This window comes from Massilia sp. Root418, assembly GCF_001425265.1.
GTDB lineage: Bacteria > Pseudomonadota > Gammaproteobacteria > Burkholderiales > Burkholderiaceae_D > Rugamonas.
In genome coordinates this window covers 519,586-537,294 of record NZ_LMEC01000001.1, presented here as the reverse complement: position 1 = coordinate 537,294, position 17,709 = coordinate 519,586, and the positions used below count along the sequence as shown (strand labels likewise).

Sequence of the window (17,709 nt, the reverse complement as noted above, 5' to 3'; positions counted from 1 at the left end):
TCAGCCTGCCAGGTTCTCCAGCCCCTCCGCCAGCGTGCTCAAGGCAGCTTCCAAGGGGGCGGGCCCCACCTTCTCTGGCGCCAGGAGCCCGTCGATCCCCAGCATGGTCATGCCGTGGACGAGGCCCCAGCAGGCTGCAGCCTGGCCCTGTATCGGCCGCGTGCGTATGCTCCCTGCCGCCTGGCCCCGGCCGAGCAGCTGCAGGACCACGCCGAACACCGCCAGCGCCCGCCCGTTCAGGTGCATCCCCGCCGCTTTGACTTCCTCCGCGCTGAACATCAGGCGGTAGAGTGCCGGATTGTCCGTTCCGAACGAGACATAGGCACGCGCCAATACGGCAAGCTCGTCGCGCAGCGACAGCGGCGGGCCGGACCTTGCTGCCGCCAGGGCCTCACGCAAGCGGTCAAAGCCCATCATCGCGAGCTCGACAAGCAGCGCGGCCTTGTCGGGAAAGTGCTTGTAGGGCGCCGCATGGCTGACGCCTGCCCGGCGGGCCACTTCCCGCAGCGTGAACTGCCAGCCCTTGTCCTCCTGCAGCACATCCATTGCCGTTTCAATAGGCGCGCGGCGCAGGTCGCCGCGGTGATCATGGGCGGCTTGTGAGCTTGCCGCCGAAAGCGGCATAAAAAAACCGCCCGAAGGCGGTTTCAAGGGACGCAGGCGGAGTATCAGTCCGCAGCGTAGATGTCGTTGTGGATGGTTTCTTTCACGAACAGGGTACCGATCACGGCGGTGATCAGGGCGATCACGATCGGATACCACAGGCCGTAGTAGATGTCGCCCTTGAAGGCCACCAGCGCGAAGGCGGTGGTTGGCAGCAGGCCGCCGAACCAGCCGTTACCGATGTGATACGGCAGCGACATGGAGGTGTAGCGGATGCGGGTCGGGAACATTTCCACCAGCATGGCGGCGATCGGGCCGTACACCATGGTCACGTACAGCACCAGGATGAACAGCAGCACGACCATCATCGGCTTGTTGATCTGGTCCGGATCAGCCTTGGCTGGGTAGCCTGCGGCCTTGATCGCTGCGCCGGCTTCCTTCTTGAACGCGGCTTCCTGCTTCTTGCTCTCGTCGTTGAAGTTCAGGCCGTCCGGGGTCATGACGGCGTTGAAGGAGCTGACTTCCTTGTCGCCGATCTTGATGGTGGCAACGCTGCCTGGCGCGGCATCCTGGCGGGTGTAAGCCACCGAGTTAGCCGACAGCATGGCGGTGGCGATGTCGCAAGAAGAAGGGAACTTCTTGGTGCCCGTCATGTTGAACTGGAAGTGGCAGGAAGCCGGATCGGCCACCACCACCACTGGCGAGTTCTTCAGCGCGGTTTCCAGGGCTGGGTTGCCGAAGTGGGTCAGGCCGTTGAACAGCGGGAAGTAGGTCGCGGCGGCAATCACGCAGCCGCCCAGGATGATGTACTTGCGGCCGATGCGGTCCGACAGGCTGCCGAAGAAGATGAAGAACGGCGTGGCCAGCAGCAGGGCGATGGCGATCAGCACGTTGGCGGTGGCGATGTCGATCTTCAGGGTCTGCAGCATGAAGAACAGGGCATAGAACTGGCCGGTGTACCACACCACGGCCTGGCCCATGGTCAGGCCGATCAGCGCCAGGATCACGATCTTGGCATTTTTCCACTGGCCGAAGGCTTCGCTCAGCGGCGCCTTGGACACTTTGCCTTCCGCTTTCATCTTGGCGAACGCAGGCGATTCATTCATCGACAGGCGGATCCACACGGAGATGCCCAGCAGCAGCACGGACACCAGGAAGGGAATGCGCCAGCCCCAGGCATTGAACGCTTCCTCGCCGGTGGCCAGGCGGGTGCCCAGGATCACCATCAGCGACAGGAAGAAGCCCAGCGTCGCGGTGGTCTGGATCCACGCGGTGAACAGGCCGCGCTTGCCGTGCGGCGCGTGTTCGGCCACATAGGTTGCCGCGCCGCCGTATTCGCCGCCCAGCGCCAGGCCCTGCAGGATGCGCAAGGTGACCAGGATGATGGGAGCGGCAATGCCGATCGCTGCGTAACCGGGGAGCAGGCCCACGATAAAGGTCGACAAGCCCATGATCAGGATGGTGATCAGGAAAGTGTATTTACGGCCGATCATGTCGCCGAGGCGGCCGAACACCAGCGCGCCGAACGGACGGACAATGAAGCCGGCGGCAAAGGCCAGCAGCGCGAAAATGAAAGTGGTGGTAGGGTCGCCGATAAAGAACTGCTTGGCGATGATGGATGCGAGCGAGCCGTACAGATAGAAGTCGTACCACTCGAATACCGTGCCGAGCGAGGAAGCGAAGATGACCTTCTTTTCCTCGGCCGTCATGGGCGCTGCTTTCCCCATGTTGCGGGCGCCGTTGGCGGTGCCGGATGCTGTTGCCATGATTGTCTCCATATAATTATTAATTCCAAAAGCTAACGAGTTGTTACTTTATTAGCCTGAATGCACTATGGACGTGAAACCTTACGTCAGGCTTGCTCCAAACTTACGCGGAACTTACAGGGAGCATTCGCTCCATGTTGTTTCAATAAATTTGCGAACGACCGTACTAAAATATGCTATTCTCGATCCATCGATTACCCCACCGACTACAACACTTCCAACCTGGAGACAGAAAATGACTGATGCCGTGATCGTTTCGACCGCCCGTACCGGCCTGGCCAAATCGTGGAAAGGCGCTTTCAACATGACCCATGGCGCCACCCTGGGCGGCCACGCGCTGCAGGCGGCGATTGCGCGCGCCAACATCGAGGCTGGCGAAGTGGAGGACGTGCTGATCGGCTGCGCCAATCCCGAAGGCGCCACCGGAGGCAATATCGCGCGCCAGATCGCGCTGCGCGCCGGCTGCCCGGTTACCACCGCCGGCATGACCATCAACCGTTTCTGCTCGTCCGGCCTGCAAACCATTGCCACCGCTGCGCAGGCCATCATTGCCGGCCAGGGCGACATCTTCGCCGCCGGCGGCGTGGAATCCATCTCCTGCGTGCAGCAGGAAATGAACCTGCATATGTATAAGGAAGTCTGGCTGTCGCAGAACAAGCCGGAAATCTACTGGAGCATGCTGCAGACCGCCGAGAACGTGGCCAAGCGTTACGGCATCAGCAAGGAACGCCAGGACGAATACGGCGTGCAGAGCCAGCAGCGCGCCGCCGCAGCCCAGGCAGCAGGCTTGTTCAACGCCGAAATCGTGCCGATGACCACCGTGATGGGCGTGGCCGACAAGGCCACGGGCATGCTGGTGAGCCGGGAAGTGACCATTGCCGCCGACGAGGGCATCCGCGCCGACACCACGCTGGAAGCGGTGTCCAAGATCCGCACCGCCATGCCGGGCGGCGTGGTCACCGCCGGCAACGCCAGCCAGTTCTCGGACGGCGCCTCGGTCGCCATCGTGATGAATGCGAAAGTGGCCGAAGCCAAGGGCCTAAAGCCGCTGGGCATTTTCCGTGGCTTCGCGGTCGCCGGCTGCGAACCGGACGAAATGGGTATCGGCCCCGTGTTCGCCATCCCCAAGCTGCTCAAGCAGGCCGGCCTGAAAGTGGAAGACATCGGCCTGTGGGAACTGAATGAGGCGTTCGCGGTGCAGGTGCTGTACTGCGCCGACAAGCTGGGCATTCCGATGGACCGCCTGAACGTGAACGGCGGCGCCATCGCGGTGGGCCACCCGTACGGCGTGTCGGGCGCGCGCCTGACCGGCCATGCGCTGATCGAAGGCAAGCGCCGTGGCGTGAAGTACGTGGTGGTGACCATGTGCATCGGCGGCGGCCAGGGCGCGGCGGGCCTGTTCGAAGTCGTCTAAAAGCAGTCACCACGGGCGCTCGCAGAAGCGCCCGTTTCACAACAATATCCCGGAGACTATTATGCAATCCAAGCTCCTGTCGCGGCGCGACATCGATTTCCTATTGTACGAGTGGCTGGACGTGGAAGCGCTGAACCAGCGCCCGCGCTTCCAGGACCACAGCCGCGAGACCTTCAACGCCGCCATCGACACCGCCGAGCAGATCGCCACCGACCTGTTCGCGCCCCATAACAAGAAGAGCGACCAGGAAGAGCCGCACGCCGTGCCGGGCCAGCACTGCCTGGAAGTGAAGATCATCCCCGAGGTGAAGGCCGCGCTGGACGCCTACGTCGGCGCCGGCCTGATGGCGGCCAGCCAGGACTATGAACTGGGCGGCATGCAGCTGCCGGTCACGGTGGAGAAGGTGCTGGCGGCTTATTTCACGGCGGCCAACGTGTCCACCACATCCTACCTGTTCCTCACCATCGGCAACGCCAACACCCTGCTCAAGACCGGCACGCCCGAGCAGGTGCGCCGTTTCGTGCAGCCGATGTTCGAGGGGCGCTATTTCGGCACCATGTGCCTGTCCGAGCCGCAGGCCGGTTCCAGCCTGTCCGACATCACCACCCGCGCCGAACCTGATCCAGGCGAGGGCCTGGAAGGCGAGCGCCAATACCGCCTGACCGGCAACAAGATGTGGATCTCGGCCGGCGAGCACGATTTGGCCGGCAATATCGTGCACCTGGTGCTGGCCAAGATCCCCGGCCCGGACGGCAAGCTGATCCCCGGCGTAAAAGGCATTTCGCTGTTCATCGTACCCAAGTTCCTGGTCAATGACGACGGCACCCCGGGCGAGCGCAACGACGTGGTGCTGGCGGGCCTGAACCACAAGATGGGCAACCGCGGCACCAGCAACTGCCTGCTCAACTTCGGCGAAGGCAAGTTCAAACCGCAGGGCAAGGGCGGCGCCATCGGCTACCTGGTCGGCAAGCCGCACCAGGGCCTGGCCAATATGTTCCACATGATGAACGAGGCACGCATCGGCGTGGGCGCGGGCGCTGCGGTGCTGGGCTACACCGGCTACCTGCACTCGCTGGACTATGCGCGCAACCGCCCGCAAGGCCGCCATCCGGCCGCCAAGGACCCGGCGCTGCCGCAGCTGCCCATCATCGCGCACACCGACGTGCGCCGCATGCTGCTGGCGCAGAAGGCTTACAGCGAAGGCGCGCTGGCGCTGGTGCTGTACAGCTCCCGCCTGGTGGACGAGCAGCACACGGCCGCCACGGACGAAGCGCGCGAGCACGCCGGCCGGCTGCTGGACTTCCTCACGCCTATCACCAAATCCTGGCCGTCGCAATGGTGCGTTGAGGCCAACAGCCTGGCGATCCAGGTGCACGGCGGCTATGGCTACACCCGCGAATACAATGTGGAGCAGTTCTACCGCGACAACCGCCTGAACGCCATCCACGAAGGCACGCACGGCATCCACGGGCTGGACCTGCTGGGCCGCAAGGTGTCCATGCAGGACGGCGCGCTGTTCAAGGCCTTTGCGGGCGAAGTGCGCAAGACGGTGGAGCGCGCCGCGTCGGCCAATCCGCAGCACGCGCTGTCGGCCGAACTGAAGGTGCAGGCCGACGCACTGGCCGCGGCGCTGCGCCGCACCAGCCACGTGACGCAAGCGCTGTACGCGGCCGGCGACATGAACAAGACCCTGGCCAACGCCAGCACCTACCTGGAAGCCGTGGGCCACATCGTGGTGGCATGGATGTGGCTGGAGCAGGCCATCGTGGCCGCGCGCAGCCTGGCGGAAGGCCAGGACGCCATACCCGGCGACGACGCCAACTTCTACCACGGCAAGCTGCAAGCCTGCCGCTATTTCTTCCGCTGGGAGCTGCCCAAGGTGCAGCAGCAGCTCGATTTGCTGGAAAGTATAGACACAACCACGCTGGACATGCAGGATGCGTGGTTTTAACCAGGGAGCTGCAATGATCAAGCACATCGTCATGTGGAAACTCAAGGACCACGCCGAAGGCGCCGACCGCGCCGCGAACGCGCAGAAGATGAAAGAACTGCTGGACGCATGCCAGGGCATCGTCCCCGGCATGCTGAAGCTGGAGGCGGTAGTCGCCCAGCCCGGCCTGGAAGCGACCTACGACGTAATCCTGTATTCCGAATTTACCGACAAGGCCGCGCTAGACGGCTACCTGGAACATCCTCAGCACCAGGCCCTCAAACCATTCTTTGGCGCGGTGCGCGACGCCCGCCAATGCATGGACTACGAAATCTAAGCTAATTAGTGGAGACCAACGATATGCGTACTACCCAAGAACTATTCAGCCTGCAAGGCAAAACCGCACTGGTAACGGGCGGCTCGCGCGGCCTGGGCCTGCAAATGGCGCTGGCGCTGGGCGAGCAGGGCGCCAAGGTGGTGCTGTCCTCGCGCAAGCAGGCCGACCTGGACGACGCGGTCGCCATCCTGGCCAGCCACGGTGTCACCGCCTACGCCATCGCGGCGGACCTGGGCAAGGAGGCGGCCGTCGGCCCGCTGGTGGACGCTGCCATGGAAAAGCTGGGCGGCCATATCGACATCCTGGTGAATAACGCGGGCGCCACCTGGGGCGCGCCGGCCGAGGACTACCCGCTGGAAGCGTGGGACAAGGTGATGAACCTGAACATCCGCAGCATCTTCCTGGTATCGCAGGCGGTGGGCAAGCGCTCGATGATCCCGCGCAAATACGGCCGCATCATCAACATCGCCTCCATCGCGGGCCTGGCCGGTAATCCCCCGGGCATGCAGACCATCGCCTACAACACCTCCAAGGCGGCCGTGATCAACTTCACGCGCACGCTGGCGGCGGAATGGGGCGTGCACGGCATCACGGTGAACGCGATTGCGCCGGGCTTCTTCCCGTCCAAGATGACGGCGGGCCTGCTGGCCGCGCTGGGCGAAGAGCAGATGGCCGCCGAAGCGCCGCTGCGCCGCCTGGGCGACGACGAGGACCTCAAAGGCCCCGTTGTGCTGCTGGCGTCCGACGCGGGCAAGCACATCACCGGCCAGACCCTGCCGGTGGACGGCGGCGTGTCGGCGCTGTAAGGAGAAGCGGATGAGTACCTATCAGCGCATCGTGCTGGCTTCGCGCCCGAGCGGCGAAGTCGAAGCCGCCAACTTCCGCCTGGAGACGGCCGAGATCCCGGCCATCGCCGACGGCCAGATCCTGGTCCGCAACCATTACCTGTCGCTCGACCCCTACATGCGGGGACGCATGAGCGACGCCAAGAGCTACGCCGAGCCGCAGCCGCTGGACGCCACCATGATAGGCGGCACGGTGGGCCAGGTGGTCGAATCGAAGCATCCCAAGTTCGCAGCGGGCGATTTCGTGGCGGGCATGTTCGGCTGGTCCGAGATCGGCGTGTCGGACGGCGCGCTGCTGCGCAAGCTGGACACCACGCATATTCCGCTGTCGGCCTACCTCGGCCCGGTAGGCATGCCGGGCATGACGGCGTGGTTCGGCTTTAACCAGATCATGCAGCCCAAGGCCGGCGAGACGGTGGTGGTGTCCGCAGCCAGCGGCGCGGTGGGCAGCGTGGTGGGCCAGCTGGCCAAGCTGCGCGGCTGCCGCGCGGTCGGCATCGCCGGCGGCAAGGACAAGTGCGACTACGTGGTCAATGAACTGGGCTTCGACGCCTGCATCGACTACAAGGCCGGCAATCTGGAAGGCGACCTGGCAGCCGCTACGCCGGACGGCGTGGACGCCATCTTTGAAAACGTGGGCGGCGCCGTGTTCGACGCCGCGCTGGCGCGCACCAATGCCTTCGCCCGCGTGGCCCTGTGCGGCATGATCGCCGGCTACAACGGCGAGGACGTCCCGATCCGCAACGCGCGCGTGCTGCTGACCAACCGCCTCACGGTGCGCGGCTTCATCGTCTCCGAGCATATCGAATTGTGGCCGCAGGGCCTGGGCGAACTGGGCGGGCTGGTCGCCACCGGCAAGCTCAAATACCGCGAATCGGTCGTGGATGGCCTGGCCGCCGCTCCGGAAGCGTTCATGGGCCTCCTCAAAGGCAAAAACTTCGGCAAACAACTGGTGAAACTCATCTAATCCAATGAAAAATTTCCAAGACAAAGTGGCCGTCATTACCGGCGGTGCAGCGGGCCTGGGCCGTGAATTCGCCATCAAGGCGCACAAGCTGGGCATGAAACTGGTACTGGCCGACGTGCAGCAGGACACGCTGGACAAGACCGTGGCCGAACTGAAGGGGCAGGGCGCGCAGGTGATTGGCATGATCTGCGATGTGCGCAAGGGCGAGCAGGTGCAGGCGCTGGCCGACGCCACCATGAAGGAATTCGGCGCCGTGCACCTGGTGTTCAACAACGCCGGCGTGGGCTCCGGTGGCCTGATCTGGGAAAACACGGTGGCCGACTGGGAGTGGGTGCTGGGCGTGAACGTGTGGGGCGTGATCCACGGCGTGCGCATCTTCACCAAGCTGATGCTCGAATGCGCGAAGCAGGAAGCAGGCTACGAAGGCCACATCGTCAACACCTCGTCGATGGCCGGCGTGGTGAACCCGACCGCGATGGGCGTCTACAACGTGTCCAAGCACGCGGTGGTGTCGCTGTCGGAAACGCTGTACCACGACCTGAACCTGGTGGACGCGCCCATCGGCGCCTCGGTGCTGTGCCCGTTCTTCGTCCCGACCGGCATCAATCAGTCGCACCGCAACCGTCCGGACGACGTGAAGATGGACGCCAAGCCCACCCGCAGCCAGCTGGCCTCGCAGGCCATGACGGACAAGGCGGTCACGTCCGGCAAGGTGACGGCCGAGGACGTGGCCAACATCACCTTCAAGGCGATCGAGGACGGCCAGTTCTACATCTACACGCATCCGCAGGCGCTGGGCGGCCTGAAGACGCGCATGGAAGACATGACCACCGGCCGCAACCCGACCGACCCCAACGACGCCACCCCGCACATCCGCCAGATGCTGAAGGACATGGTCCAGGGCGGCGCGGCCTGAGTCATTTTGCCAGGGTGCACGGCGCGGTAACCGTGGGGGCGTAGGCCACCAGGTCGGCCAGGGCCGCGTTCAGCTCGGGCACCTTGGCGGGATTGACGGGGGAGCCTAGATTGGAAATCGCAGTCTCCACGCGGCTGGCCCGCGTGGAGTAGTTCGAGGCCAGGAATTCGACGGTCGAGGCCAGTATCATGGCCGACTGGCTTTCCTGTTTCAATTGCAGCGCCAACCGCTCCGCATCGTCACCCTTGGCATTCTTCTGCTGCGCGCTGTAGTCCAGTATGGTCTTCGATTTTTCAAGGAAGGCCGGCTTGCAGATGGCCACTGCCGCCTGCACGCTGCCGGCTACTTTGTTCGCCTTGTCGGCCAGGGCCGCAGGGACTGACGCCGGCGTCACTTTCTTGACCGCGCTCGCAAGGTCGGCGGCGCTGGTCTTGATGTAGCTGAGATTGCCTTCGTAGCGATCCAGTATCTCGAGCGCCTCCGGCACGTAAGGCGCGACCTTGTTATTGAGCGGGTTGCCCGCAAGGTAGCGCTCAACCGGCAGCGCACTTTGCCACTTTTCGATCTTGGCCGGCACATCTTCAGGTTTCGCCTGCATGATGTCGTCCATCATCTTGCTGCGCGCCAGCGTCCTGGTGGCGGCGGCGATGCCGGGTTCGTTGTAGTACTTCACCGCTTCCCCGGCTTCCTGCAAGCCGCTGACTGCCGAACACAGGCCGTGGTAGCGGATGCCGTCCTTCACTGCAGCTTCCAGAGGGTAGACGGTGAGCGGATCCTTGCGCGCCTGCAGTATCTGCTCATACGCCGTTCGGCGGCGGGAATCAATGCCGGCGGCCACGACCTCCACGGCGGCATTGGCGAAGAACGCCTGGTTGTACTCCGCCCGGTAGCCGCTCGCCATGCCCGCCACGCCCGAGAGGATTTGCGAGGTATGCAGATTGCCCACGATAGTGGCCGCCAGCGAGGCGCCGGTGGCCGTCAATCCCGAATAGAAGTTCACTTTGGAGAACTTCTTCCGCAGCAGATTTTTGAAGTCATTGCAGCGCTGGTCCGATGCGGCAAGGATGCGTTCCTGGATCTCGTTCCGACGCGAGGTGCCGAGCTGGCCAGAGTGGCGGTGCAGGTTCGCGAACTGGTAAAAGGCTTGATCGATCAGCTGTCCTTCCTCCTTCGGCGAGGCCGGCGTTGTCTTGTTCGCCTCGGCTTCCGGCATGATAAGGACGCGCAGGTTGATCGGCTCGAACGCATCGCGCTCGATCAACTGATAAGCCGAGTGCTTGTCGGCGTAATCGTCATATTTGCTGTCGCTCTCAAGCGTGCTGCAGCCTGTCATCGCCACGGCCATGATAGGCAGAAGCACTTTTGCCGACGGTCTCGTCACAATACCCTCCAGTTTGTTGTCGAATTGTCAGCACATTGTATTGATTGATTTCAAAAATGCAACGTAATATTTGAACTGTGGCAATTATGCATATGGCACGTGTCCTTGGCCGCGTGCGACAATCACGCTTTTCCTACGAGTTCGCGCAACATGACTAGCGTTTACGAGATTCGCTTCGGCGACTGGACCACCCTGCAGCAGGACGCGAAGGCCATCCGCATGGAGGTCTTCGTGGTGGAGCAGAACGTTCCCGCCGAGCTGGAAATGGATGACAACGATGCGGCCTGCCTGCACGCGGTGGCCTACGATGCGGCTGGAACGCCTGTCGGCACGGGCCGCCTGCTGCCGGACGGCCATATTGGCCGCATGGCGGTGCGCAAGGCGGCGCGCGGCATGGGTATCGGCGGCGCCCTGCTGCAAGGCCTGATGGCGCAGGCCAAGCTGCGCGGGCACAAGACCGTGGTGCTGGGTGCCCAGACGCATGCGGCGCCGTTCTATGAAAAGCACGGCTTCGCCGTCGTGGGCCAGGAGTTCCTGGAAGCCGGCATTCCGCATGTGGAAATGGCGCACACGTTCTGATCGCCCCGCAGCGGTCCTTCAGTAGCGCATAGTCGCCCCGATGTAGACGTAGCTGCCCGACGGCAGCTTCGCACGCTTGAGCACATCGCCTGCGGCCAGCCGTTCCACGTTCAGGTTCACCGTCAGATGTTCGCTGGCCGTCCACGTCCCGGACAGCCGGAACAGGCTGCCGATCGCGCGGCCCGGCACGTTCTGCGTGCCGGCATAGGCGCGCATGCCCCCGGCATAGGCCGCCTCGTTCTCCTTGAGCCGGCGCGCCAGGCCCAATTCCGCCGAGAGTGCGACGTCCCGCGCCGGCGCGAGCGATAGGCCGGGCGACACCATCAGCAGGTTGCTCAAACCGAGGAACTGGCCTTCGCCCAGATAGGCTGAGCTGGCATAGAGCTGGTTGAAGGCACGCAGCGTGCCGCTCTGGTAGGTGCCGCCGCCGCTGGCCACGTCAATGCGGGCGGTCATGCGCGGTTTCCAGCCGCTTCCGGACAGCTCCAGGCTTTGGACGGCAAACAGGGCCCAGGCGCTCACTTCCCGGTTCTGATAATGTCCGCCCTGGTGCGCGACGGTCCAGTCGTATCGCAACCGGCCGCGCTTGCCGGACCGGCGCAAGCCGGCGGTATCCCGTTCGTCCACGCCGCTGCCTCGCCCGGAGCGGAGCGCCGGGTTGCGGCTGTGGATCCAGAACGCATCCAGCGCACCGTCCGCCTTTTCGGCAGCTGTCGTGAGGCTGACGTTCAGGCCACGCAGCCGCTCACCGTGGTTGACCTCTTCATCGAGAGCGCCGCGCGCCAGCTTGGTCGCCCGCAGCCCGTAAGCTCCGATGCGCCAGCGTTCGCCCTTGAGTGACATGCGCACGCCATTCCAGCTGCGGTGCAGGTTCGGCCCGTCGCCGGGGCTGAGCAACTGACGGGGGCCGTCGGCAAATTCCTGCCTGCCGGCCTGCACGCCGAACGTGGCGCCGCCAATATTCCCGCAGCCCTTGACGTAGAGTTGCTGCAGCGAGGCGGCGTTCTGAAAATTGGCGGACGCCGTGGTGCGCCGCCCGGCGACCTGCCCGGTGCCCACTTCAGCGTAGGCGCCGAAACCTGGGCTGAACTGCAGATTCGCACCGAGGACGCCGCGGAACAGGCCTTGCCGGTAATCGTTGCCGGGCGTGAGCTGGGCGTTGTTGTGGGAATCGTAGCGCAGGCGCGTCTGGGTGTTGAGCTCCAGAACAGGCTCGGCGGCCGCAGTGCCCGGATTGGCCAGCAGGCAGGCCATGGCCATGCAGTAGCGGTGTAGTTCAATCGGCACGCTGGCGCTCCTCCGGTTCCGCTTGTTGCCTGGGCCTTTCCCGGATGCGCGCAGTGCGAGCGATGGCGAGCGCAGAAAGCACCAGGCCCGCAGCGACGGCGAAGGTAAGGCGCATGCCGCTGGCGACCGCGTCCGGGCGGGCCGACGCCATGTCTGCCGCGTGGGCGCCGAACGAGAAGATGGCGCCCATGACCGAAGCCCCCGTCACCAGGCCAAGATTGCGCGACAGGTTCAGCAAGCCGGATACCACGCCGCGCCGGTCGGCGGCGACATCCGCCATCACGGAGGTGTTGTTCGCGGCCTGGAACAGGGCGTAACCCGCTGTGATGGCGCCAAGCGGCACCACGTAGCCGGGGACCGCCCAGCGCGCAGCAGCGTAGGGCAGCAGCGACGCGCCAAGCGCCATGGCGGCCAGCCCCGCGATGGTCGTGGCATACGGACCGTAGCGGTCCACCAGCCCCCCGGCGGGCACGCCGGCGAGGGCCGCAACTGCCGGACCGCAGGACATGGCCAGGCCCGCTTGTGCAGGGCTCAGGGCCAGGGCGCCCGACAAATAGAACGGCCCTACCACCAGGGTAGCCATCATGACTGTCGTGACCAGCGCGCTCATGGCGAAGCCTGCGGAGAGGGCGGGACTGCGGAACAATGCCAGCCGGACCAGGGGAGAGGCGGCCTTTTTCTCGGCCAGTAGGAAGAGGGCGCCGCCGCTGGCCGATGCGCAGAGCAGTGCCGCATTGAGCGGGCCGAAATGTCCGCGACCCAGTGTCATGGCCAGCGCATAAGTCACCAGCGTCAGCCCGAGCAGCAGGGTGCCAAGGTGGTCGAACGCGGGCGCGACGGTGCGCGGCGAACAGCAATCGGGCGGCAGGAAGCGCAGGGCGAGGAACAGTCCCAGCAGGCCGACGGGCACGCAGGCGAGAAAAATCGCCTGCCAGCCAAAGGCCGCGATGAGCGCCCCGCCCAGGGTAGGCCCAAGCGCGGTGCCGACGGCGGACATGGTGCCGAGCAGGCCCATGGCGCTGCCAGTGCGGGCCTTGGGCACCGTGTCGGCGACGAAGGCCATGGCCAGGGCCATCATCACGGCGGCGCCTATGCCTTGCGCGGCGCGGGCACCAATCAGCGCCGGCAGCGACGGCGCGGCGCCGCACAGGGCGGATGCGGCCGTAAACAGCATGATGCCACCCAGCAGCAACCGGCGCCGCCCCAGCAGGTCGCCCAGCCGGCCGACGCTGACCACGGCGGTGGTGATCGCCAGCAGATAGGCCAGCACCACCCATTGAACGCTTTGGAAAGTGGCGCCAAAGGCGTTCGCGAGCGTCGGCAGGCCGACGTTGGCGATGCTGGTGCCGAGCGATGCCAGCAGGGTAGTCAGGGAGAGGCTGGCCAGTGCCCATTTTGCGGCCGGCGCCATGGGAGGCCGGGCGATGGCGGCCGAGGTAGTGTCCATGCGGGTTTCCGATCAAAGTTGTCTTCAACCATGGTATCCACAGCCATGGCATGGCGGAAGGGGCAGCGTTTGCAGTTTATTAGTGCATGGGACGCCATATATGGATCGGACCGTGCTATGGTTTCGGCATGACTGACTTCAACTTGCTGATGACGCTGGACGTGCTGCTGTCGGAGGGGAGCGTAGCGCGTGCCGCGCGGCGGCTGCGGCTGAGCCCGTCGGCCATGAGCCGGGCACTGGCGCGCCTGCGGGAAACGACCGGCGATCCCTTGCTGGTCCGTGCCGGACGCGGACTGGTGCCCACGCCGCGCGCGCTGGAGCTGCGCGAGCGTGTCAGCCAACTGGTGCTGGACGCGGAGTCGGTATTGCGGCCGGCGGAGCGGCTGGATCTGGCGGGCCTGCAGCGCACGTTCACGATCCGCGCCCGCGAAGGCTTCATCGACAATTTCGGCGCCGAACTCATCTCGCGGGTCGCCGCCGAGGCGCCCGGCGTGCGGCTGTGTTTCATGGACAAGCTGGACAAGGAAAGCACCGCGCTGCGCGACGGCACGGTGGACCTGGAAACCGGCGTGATAGGCAAGGCGACCGGCCCCGAGGTGCGCACGCGCGCGCTGTTCCGGGACTGGTTCGTCGGCGTGGTGCGGCCCGGGCACCCGCTAAGCGGGCGCGCCGTGAGCGCGGCCCGCTACGCGCAGGGACGCCATATCGCGGTATCGCGGCAGGGGCTGGAAAGAGGGCCGATAGACGAGGCCTTGCGGCAGGCAGGCCACGAGCGGACGGTGGCGACCATCGTCGGGAGTTTTTCAGCAGCGCTGGCGCTGGCGCGCGGCTCCGATCTCATTGCCAGCGTACCGGAACGCCAGACCGGCAAGCTGCGCGACGGTCTGCATACCTTCGCCTTGCCGCTGGCGGCGCCCCAGGTCACCGTCTGCATGCTGTGGCACCCGCGCATGGACGCCGACCCCGCCCACCGCTGGCTGCGCAGCCTGATCCACGGGCTGTGCGCGGTACGCGGCTAGTTTGCTCTACTGGATCAGCATTTCGTGCAGCACTGCTGGGGCGTCGGCGTAGAGTTTGACGACGGTCGAGCTGCGGGTGCCGTAGCCGGGCGATTCGATGCGCACGGCGGACAGCAGGCGCTCCACCTCGATCGGCACGCCGGTCTCCGGCAGGCGCTGGTCGGGCGCGCGGGTTGTATCGGCCAGCATTTCGAAGTAGGCGTCGTCCGGTGCGCCCAGGCACAGCAGGCTGGCGAACTGGGCTTTCGTCTTCAGCACTTTGGGCCACGGCGCGTCCAGCGTGGCGTTCGACAGGCCGTAGATCCCCGGCGTGAGCGGCTGGCCGTTGCGCGGATCATCGCCGCCCTTGTTGGAGTACCAGATCAGCGTGTCGCGGTCGCCGACGACAAGGTTGAAGCCGTTGTAGGCGTGCGCGCCAGCGCGGATCTGCTCGATGTATTCGGCCGGCGACATGCTGCCGGCCAGGAAGTCCGACACCAGCTGCCCGCGCGAAGGCGCATCTGCCTTGTGCTCCTGCGGCGCCCGGATGTTGGTGATGGCGGCAAAGCGCGGCGAGCCGGAACCCGCCTGGGCATCGGCCTGGCTGATTCCCATCCAGCTGCCGCCGGCCTTCAAATCGCGCCCGGCGTAGATGCGCGGCTGATCCGGCCAGGGCGCGGCCGGGGCGGCCTCGCGCGCATAGTATTCGTCGCGGTTGGCGGCGGCGATCAGCGGCACGGCCGGAACCACCTGCCAGGCGAAAACAATCAAACACATGAGGACAGATCCGTAAAAACTTCGGTGTGGCGGGGGCCGGCCGTGAGCGGCAGCAGCCCGGACTGCTGGACGGCGGCCGACAGCGCGGCCTCGAAACCGTCCGGCACCGCCGGATAAACTTCCATCCAGGTCTGCAAGCCATCCCTGGCCTGGGGACGGCGTTTCAGCTGCGGCGCACTGCCGCAAGCGCCGGCCAGGCTCGCCTGCATGGCCGTGACCGCGCCGTGCAGGGCGGCTGTGTCGGCCTCCCGCACCTGGTAGTAAATGTACAAATCGGTCATGCTAGACGTCGAGCTTGTCCAGCACGTAGGGCATGGGCAGGAATTCCAGCGCCACGCCGTCCGCCGCGCCCAGGCGCACCGTGCCCGCTTGCGCGGTGCCCTGTTCCAGCGCGTCCAGCTTCATTTCCACCAGCGCGTCCACGCCGCCGAGGCCGTTCGGCGCGGCGTTCACCACCATGCCGCAAGGCTGGGAAGGATCGGACTCGGCAAAGACTTCGGCGCCTGCGGCAGCGGATGCGTCCGCGATGCGTACCAGGGCCGTGCGGCGCTTGAGCTTGCCCAGGTACTGGCTGCGCGCCACGATTTCCTGGCCTGGATAGCAGCCTTTCTTGAAGTTGACGCCGCCCAGCAGCTCGTAATTGATCATCTGCGGCACGAACTGTTCCTGCGTGGCGGCGCCGATCTGCGGCACGCCGGCATGGATTTCGGCCAGGCGCCAGGCCTCATTGCCGCCCACGTTCAGCTTGTCCGCCAGCACGGGCGCGACCGTGGCCGCGATGTCGGCCGAGGTCAGCCACAAGTAGCGCGGCGCGCCAAAGGCGTCGGCCACGCGCAGCAGGGTGCCCAGCGCATGCTCGACCTTGCTGTACGGCTTTTCCGGCAGCGGCTCGAACCAGGTCTGTAGCACTGCCTCGGCCATGCCGCCGCCCAGGCCCAGTAGCACCTGCGTGGCAGGCGCATCGGTGGCGTCGGCCAGCTTGGTCTTGGCGCGCAGCACGAACATGCTCAGGCGCTTCTGCAGTGCGGGCTGGATTTCGCGCGGCAATTGCAGGAAGATGGCTTCCTCGCTGCGCCACAGGAGGAAAGTGGCTTGCAGCCGGCCTTTCGGGGTGCAGTAGCCGGCCAGGCGCACGTCGTCCAGGCCCAGATGCTCCACGTCGTTGGTCAACTGATTGTGCAGGAAACCGGCCGAGTCTTCGCCGGTCAATGCGATCAGGCCCTGGTCGGTGATGGCGGCGACAAAGCCCACGGCCAGTTCGGTCGGGGTCAGCGGCTTGCCCTGCGGCGCGAGAAGTTGATTCCAGTTACTCATAAATTCCAATAGATTGACGATTAAAGCATTATCATTACGGCCTAATTATAGTGATGTAGAAGAATTCGCGCCGGACGCTGCGAAAAAGCGCCCGTCAGCGTAACTGCCGGCCTGACAGCCGGCCTTAACTCCAAGCCTTGTGGCTAGCAAAGATGTCATTCATAAAAAAGACGATAGTGTTGGGTATCCTGGCTGCCGCAGCAGCCGGCGGCGGGTTTGCCTGGTGGGCGCAGCAGCCGATTATTACGGAAGAGCCACCGATTGATTTCACCATCGTGCCCGGCAGCGGCGCCCACGCCGCAGGGCAGCAGATCGCCGAGGCCGGCATCCCCATCCAGCCGCTGCTGTTCAACCTGCTGGCGCGGTTCACGCAAAAGTCGTCCCGGCTCAAGGCCGGCGCCTATGAGCTGAAACCCGGCACCACGCCGCTGCGCCTGATCGACCAGCTGGTGCGCGGCGAGTTCGCCCAGGAGCAGCTCACCATCATCGAGGGCTGGACTTTCCGCCAGATGCGCCAGGCCGTGGCGGCCCACAAGGGCTTGAAGCACGACACCATCGCCATGTCGGACAGCGAGCTGATGGCGCTGGTGTCCCCGGAGTTCAAGGCGCCCGAAGGGCTGTTCTTCCCGGACACCTACCTGTTCGCCAAGGGATCGAGCGAGCTGGCCATCTTCCGCCAGGCGCACGCCATGCTGATCGCCAAGCTCAGCGAAGCGTGGGAGAAGCGCGATCCCAACCTGCCGTACAAGAACCCGTACGAGGCGCTGACCATGGCCTCCATCGTGGAAAAGGAAACCGGCCAGAAATCCGAGCGCAACATGATTGCGGGCGTGTTCGTGAACCGTTTGCGCCTCGGCATGCTGCTGCAGACCGATCCCACCGTGATCTACGGCATGGGCGCCAAGTACGACGGGAAGATCCGCAAAAAAGACCTGGAGACGGACACCCCGTACAATACCTATACCCGGGCCGGCCTGCCGCCGACCCCGATCGCGCTGCCAGGCGTGCAGTCGCTCACGGCGGCGCTGGCGCCGGCCAAGACCGGGGCGCTGTATTTCGTCTCGCGCGGCAACGGCACCAGCCAGTTTTCCGATAACCTGACCGACCACAACCGGGCAGTGAATCAGTATCAACGTTAAACACTCAGA

Annotated in this window: 17 protein-coding genes; 9 read left to right on the top strand and 8 right to left on the bottom strand. The window is 65.1% G+C overall.

The features are described from left to right. Complete coding sequence (locus ASC94_RS02190; protein WP_229417140.1) at positions 1 to 651, bottom strand: TetR/AcrR family transcriptional regulator; 651 nt, start codon at positions 649 to 651, stop codon at positions 1 to 3. 17 nt (positions 652 to 668) lie between these two features. Further along, positions 669 to 2,369 carry an MFS transporter gene (locus ASC94_RS02185; protein ID WP_056390074.1) on the bottom strand — a complete coding sequence of 567 codons (1,701 nt, stop codon included), beginning with the start codon at positions 2,367 to 2,369 and terminating at the stop codon, positions 669 to 671. Positions 2,370 to 2,604: 235 nt separating this feature from the next. Here ASC94_RS02185 and ASC94_RS02180 point away from each other — a divergent pair, with 235 nt between their 5' ends. From ASC94_RS02180 to ASC94_RS02155, 6 genes are all read left to right on the top strand, one after another. Then, positions 2,605 to 3,783: an acetyl-CoA C-acyltransferase gene (locus ASC94_RS02180; RefSeq protein WP_056390072.1), complete on the top strand. Its 1,179-nt coding sequence runs from the start codon at positions 2,605 to 2,607 to the stop codon at positions 3,781 to 3,783. A 61-nt stretch (positions 3,784 to 3,844) separates the two neighbouring features. Further along, complete coding sequence (locus tag ASC94_RS02175; protein ID WP_056390070.1) at positions 3,845 to 5,734, top strand: acyl-CoA dehydrogenase; 1,890 nt, start codon at positions 3,845 to 3,847, stop codon at positions 5,732 to 5,734. A 13-nt stretch (positions 5,735 to 5,747) separates the two neighbouring features. After that, positions 5,748 to 6,050: a Dabb family protein gene (locus ASC94_RS02170; RefSeq protein WP_056390068.1), complete on the top strand. Its 303-nt coding sequence runs from the start codon at positions 5,748 to 5,750 to the stop codon at positions 6,048 to 6,050. Positions 6,051 to 6,073: 23 nt separating this feature from the next. Further along, positions 6,074 to 6,856, top strand: a complete 783-nt coding sequence (locus ASC94_RS02165) for an SDR family oxidoreductase (protein WP_056390065.1) — start codon at positions 6,074 to 6,076, stop codon at positions 6,854 to 6,856. Positions 6,857 to 6,866: 10 nt separating this feature from the next. Continuing rightward, positions 6,867 to 7,862 (top strand): NADP-dependent oxidoreductase, encoded by a 996-nt coding sequence (locus tag ASC94_RS02160; RefSeq protein ID WP_056390063.1) that lies wholly within the window; start codon positions 6,867 to 6,869, stop codon positions 7,860 to 7,862. A gap of 4 nt (positions 7,863 to 7,866) precedes the next feature. Next, positions 7,867 to 8,778 (top strand): SDR family oxidoreductase, encoded by a 912-nt coding sequence (locus ASC94_RS02155; protein ID WP_056390061.1) that lies wholly within the window; start codon positions 7,867 to 7,869, stop codon positions 8,776 to 8,778. A gap of 1 nt (position 8,779) precedes the next feature. Here the strand turns inward: ASC94_RS02155 and ASC94_RS02150 are convergent, their stop codons facing one another. Then, positions 8,780 to 10,159: a hypothetical protein gene (locus ASC94_RS02150; protein WP_157201243.1), complete on the bottom strand. Its 1,380-nt coding sequence runs from the start codon at positions 10,157 to 10,159 to the stop codon at positions 8,780 to 8,782. Positions 10,160 to 10,309: 150 nt separating this feature from the next. Here ASC94_RS02150 and ASC94_RS02145 point away from each other — a divergent pair, with 150 nt between their 5' ends. Further along, on the top strand, positions 10,310 to 10,738 hold the full coding sequence (locus ASC94_RS02145) for a GNAT family N-acetyltransferase (protein WP_056390045.1): 429 nt from the start codon (positions 10,310 to 10,312) through the stop codon (positions 10,736 to 10,738). An 18-nt stretch (positions 10,739 to 10,756) separates the two neighbouring features. Here the strand turns inward: ASC94_RS02145 and ASC94_RS02140 are convergent, their stop codons facing one another. Together ASC94_RS02140 and ASC94_RS02135 are read right to left on the bottom strand one after the other, a co-directional pair. Beyond that, positions 10,757 to 12,025 (bottom strand): alginate export family protein, encoded by a 1,269-nt coding sequence (locus ASC94_RS02140; protein ID WP_157201242.1) that lies wholly within the window; start codon positions 12,023 to 12,025, stop codon positions 10,757 to 10,759. Beyond that, the gene (locus ASC94_RS02135) at positions 12,015 to 13,472 is read right to left on the bottom strand and encodes an MFS transporter (protein ID WP_056390038.1); all 1,458 of its coding nucleotides are present in this window, start codon (positions 13,470 to 13,472) and stop codon (positions 12,015 to 12,017) included. Before ASC94_RS02135 ends, ASC94_RS02140 begins: the two co-directional genes overlap by 11 nt. A 128-nt stretch (positions 13,473 to 13,600) precedes the next feature. Here ASC94_RS02135 and ASC94_RS02130 point away from each other — a divergent pair, with 128 nt between their 5' ends. Continuing rightward, positions 13,601 to 14,491, top strand: coding sequence for a LysR family transcriptional regulator (locus ASC94_RS02130; protein ID WP_056390036.1), 891 nt, complete (start codon positions 13,601 to 13,603; stop codon positions 14,489 to 14,491). 6 nt (positions 14,492 to 14,497) lie between these two features. Here ASC94_RS02130 and ASC94_RS02125 read toward each other — a convergent pair whose 3' ends face one another. Genes ASC94_RS02125 through ASC94_RS02115 form a run of 3 tightly spaced genes read right to left on the bottom strand, consistent with a single transcriptional unit; the run spans position 14,498 to position 16,561 of the window. Then, positions 14,498 to 15,247: an NRDE family protein gene (locus tag ASC94_RS02125; protein ID WP_056390034.1), complete on the bottom strand. Its 750-nt coding sequence runs from the start codon at positions 15,245 to 15,247 to the stop codon at positions 14,498 to 14,500. Next, a complete protein-coding gene (locus ASC94_RS02120; RefSeq protein WP_056390031.1) occupies positions 15,238 to 15,528 on the bottom strand; it encodes a DUF4936 family protein in 291 nt (96 codons plus the stop codon). Before ASC94_RS02120 ends, ASC94_RS02125 begins: the two co-directional genes overlap by 10 nt. 1 nt (position 15,529) lies before the next feature. After that, positions 15,530 to 16,561, bottom strand: coding sequence for a folate-binding protein YgfZ (locus tag ASC94_RS02115; RefSeq protein WP_056390029.1), 1,032 nt, complete (start codon positions 16,559 to 16,561; stop codon positions 15,530 to 15,532). 152 nt (positions 16,562 to 16,713) lie between these two features. On the opposite strand from ASC94_RS02115, the gene mltG reads away from it, so the two are divergent. Beyond that, positions 16,714 to 17,700 (top strand): endolytic transglycosylase MltG, encoded by a 987-nt coding sequence (gene mltG, locus ASC94_RS02110; protein WP_056390027.1) that lies wholly within the window; start codon positions 16,714 to 16,716, stop codon positions 17,698 to 17,700. Positions 17,701 to 17,709 lie beyond the last annotated feature (9 nt).